Origin of the sequence: Methanospirillum sp., from assembly GCF_028679455.1 — an archaeon.
Classification (GTDB): Archaea; Halobacteriota; Methanomicrobia; order Methanomicrobiales; family Methanospirillaceae; genus Methanospirillum.
Genome location: NZ_JAJRBM010000231.1, coordinates 1 through 2975, shown reverse-complemented (window position 1 = coordinate 2975; position 2975 = coordinate 1). Strand labels below are relative to the sequence as shown.

At 41.6% G+C, this 2975-nt stretch carries 3 protein-coding genes; 1 reads left to right on the top strand and 2 read right to left on the bottom strand.

Features of this window, described 5'->3' with window-relative positions; genetic code table 11:
* Positions 1-204 precede the first annotated feature (204 nt).
* Both LUQ50_RS07625 and LUQ50_RS07620 read right to left on the bottom strand, forming a co-directional pair.
* Positions 205-723, bottom strand: coding sequence for an MFS transporter (locus LUQ50_RS07625; RefSeq protein ID WP_300038634.1), 519 nt, complete (start codon positions 721-723; stop codon positions 205-207).
* Between the two features lie 8 nt (positions 724-731).
* Positions 732-1403: an MFS transporter gene (locus LUQ50_RS07620; protein ID WP_300038637.1), complete on the bottom strand. Its 672-nt coding sequence runs from the start codon at positions 1401-1403 to the stop codon at positions 732-734.
* A 438-nt stretch (positions 1404-1841) separates the two neighbouring features.
* On the opposite strand from LUQ50_RS07620, the gene LUQ50_RS07615 reads away from it, so the two are divergent.
* Positions 1842-2708, top strand: a complete 867-nt coding sequence (locus tag LUQ50_RS07615; RefSeq protein ID WP_300038631.1) for a class I SAM-dependent methyltransferase — start codon at positions 1842-1844, stop codon at positions 2706-2708.
* Positions 2709-2975 lie beyond the last annotated feature (267 nt).

The following is a 2975-nucleotide window of genomic DNA, read 5'->3' as shown; positions in this document are numbered from 1 at the left end:
GAGTTAGCCTTTTTTTGGACCCATCTCAAACTATTCAGATGTTCAACCATTTTCTATATTATTGTCTGCTTATATGGACCAATTGACTCAAGAGTAGAATCAGGTGTTTTATAAATGGTCGCCAGATGGATAATGATGAAGTTTTCAGTACTCGTTTAGATATACATTTTTCCAGAGTTATCAGAGGAGAAGGATAATGGGATGTTAATTCCTCATTGGTTTTGGAATTTTTTCCACTACAAATGCCATCATTGCCCCGATGCAGAGAATGAACACTATTACCGACCATCCAGCATTCAATGCACCAAATTGAGATATAAGAAAACCAGTAATTACCGGACCTACAAAGCCTCCAAGATTTCCTATTGAATTGATGATAGCTACTCCTACCGGTTGTTCTTCTTCGATGAGTGAAGAGAGAACATATGACCAGAATGGGCCCATGAATGAAAGTACTCCCGATAACGCAATGGTGATTCCGAGGAGAGAAAGTAATGGGTCAGTTTCAAATTGGTCAAGTATTAACCCGAAACCAGCAATAACTAATAATAGAGCGGTATGATACAGTCGTTCACCAATAACATCAGTATGATGGGAGACCAGACACATGCAGATGAGTGTAACCACGTAGGGGTTTGCTAACAGCAGACCGATCAGAGTAAAACTCATATTCTCTAGAACAGAATTTGAAAGAGTGGGAAGAAAGAAAATAATCGTATACATCGCAACAGTCATTGAGAAGTAGGTCCCTGAGAAGAACAGAATCCGCCAATCAGCCAATATCGAAATGAGACGGTGTGTGTGTGTGAATCGATCTTCTTTTCGGATTCTAATTCCTTTAATAGCCATTCCTTATTTGCTGAGCCAAGCCAGTCTGCATCAGCAGGGCCATTTCTCAAAACCCAAAATGAAATAATCCCCAATAGTATCGCAGGAATGCCTTCGAGAATGAAGAGCCATCTCCATGATGCAATTGATCCCCAGTTCACCGTATCGATAATGTACATCGATAACGGAGCACCAATTATGTTGGATATTACGATTGCCGTTGAAAAGAGGGCAATAGATCGGGCCAGATATCGTTTTGGAAACCAGGTACCCAAGTACCAGATCATACCTGGAAAAAATCCTGCTTCGGCGATACCGAGTAGAAACCTCAATACTATCAATTCATATGTACTCTGAACAAAAGCGGTGGCAACTGCAATTACTCCCCATGAGATCATAATCCGGCAAATCCAAAAACTGGCGCCGAATTTTTTCATCATAAGGTTGCTAGGAATCTCAAAAATCAGATACCCAATGAAAAATATCCCCGAAATAAATCCAAATAATTCAGCATTGATTCCGAGATCAGGGTTCATGACGATAGCAGCATAACTTAAATTAACCCGATCAAAAATGCAACGATATAGAGGATTAACGTAAATGGAATAATATAGAGACGTAATAATCCGAGCGTTTGATGCTCGATATCACGGTTATTCTGCATATATCATCGTCATTCTTGCGATGAGAAATATCTATGTAAATATTGTAGAATTTCCATTCCTACATAATGGGAAATTGGGAGCCTGTAGATTAATGGGTTAAAATGAGACCCTGCAAGAGACATTTCTGTAACTATATATGCTGAAGCTTTCAGATGATATCAGATACAACTGATTGAGTTACTGAGGATACAGCGTAATGAACCAGATAAAATTTTCTTGAAGTGGGAAATATTTAGAAATCATCAATGTAATCCGATGTTAAGAATTGGCATAATTGATTCTTGATCATCAGTACTAGGATTACCTCGAGATCTAATTTACCACTCGATATACTACCTAGTGATTCCGATGGGTAACAAAAATATCACATCCCCCTACAGTACCTTCAAATGGCAGATGAACTATGATAATTCAGAAACATACGAACGGTATATCGTCCCGACATGGATGACTGACTTAACATCAGATCTTATCAATGCCGGAGGTGTCTGCCCAAAAAAAAGAGTTCTGGATGTTGCCTGTGGAACCGGGATCGTTGCACGAAAAGCTGCGGGGATTGTCGGACCATATGGTAGGATTGCAGCGGTTGATCTTAATGAAGGTATGCTCCGGGTAGCGGGAAAATGTGCAGAACACGAGGGTGTAAATGGCATCGAGTGGTATCACAGTGACGTAACCAGCATGCCGTTCATGGCCGGAGAATTTGACACGGTTCTGTGCCAGCAGGGGCTCCAGTTTTTCCCGGACAAAGCAACAGCGCTTCAGGAGATGAAGAGAGTCCTTACACCACAAGGAACGCTTGCATTAAATGTCTGGGGCCGTCCTGAGAACAGCCCGCATGTGGGAGTAATATGTGATGTTTTTACTGAGTATTTTGGAGAGGATTCTACGATAATTTTCCGGGCTGCCTGTTCACTTTCTAACCCCCGGGAACTACGAAACCTGGTTGAGGAAGCCGGTTTTTCAAATATACAGATCCGGTCCGGTATGAAAATCGCCCGCCATCCATCACTTACCGAATTTCTCCCCGCATATTTCTCGATTTTTCCGATTGCCGCACAAATTGCAGCTATGCCGGAGGAGGAACGAACCCGGATGTTCCAATCTATAGAGACGAATCTTGCGGGATGGAGAGAAAATGATGGGTTTGCAATTCCCACAGAGAATTATACCCTGACCGCAGAAACCGGGAATTCTTCTTCCCCGGGTGAGTAAAATGCTGGATCCTTACTCGTGGATAATCCATCCTGTCGCAACAAAATTAGTGTTCTAATCATGTTATCATAATATGGAAAATTATTGACATTAGACCTCATTGGTGCTTGAGAATCAGGCTGAACGATAGGGTTACTGTAATCACCACAGGGTAGGCTCCTGATTTTAGGCTGGCGTATAGGACAGAAAGGTACTAGTAGTTGGAAAATTCAACGAGAGTAATACCGGGAACTGTTATCCTGATGTTTGAGAATCCTAAATCCGGAT